Here is a 240-nt window from a genome sequence, read left to right on the forward strand (position 1 = left end):
CAAAGCCAAATTCTGCGATCAGTTGTGCATCGACTTTATCTGTCTTTGTTCGAACTAAGCGTGAAGCACCGAAAGCCTTAATCTGTGCTGGGTTGATGACACTGACGGGAAACTTTTGTTCTGCAAAGTAGTGCGCAACCGCTTCCCAATAAATGCCTGTCGCTTCCATGCAAACATGCGCGATAGAAGCGCCTTGTTTGCCGAGCCAAATACTCAATTCCTTGAATCCTTGCTGGTTAT

General features: G+C 46.2%; 1 protein-coding gene. It reads right to left on the bottom strand.

The window, feature by feature from the left end:
• Positions 1-217 (bottom strand): IS110 family transposase (locus H8K55_RS21475; protein WP_230408759.1); only part of this gene is annotated, 217 nt, incomplete at its 3' end.
• Between the last annotated feature and the right edge of the window lie 23 nt (positions 218-240).

It is taken from the genome of Affinundibacterium flavidum (genome assembly GCF_014284175.1).
GTDB lineage: Bacteria > Pseudomonadota > Gammaproteobacteria > Burkholderiales > Burkholderiaceae_D > Undibacterium > Undibacterium flavidum.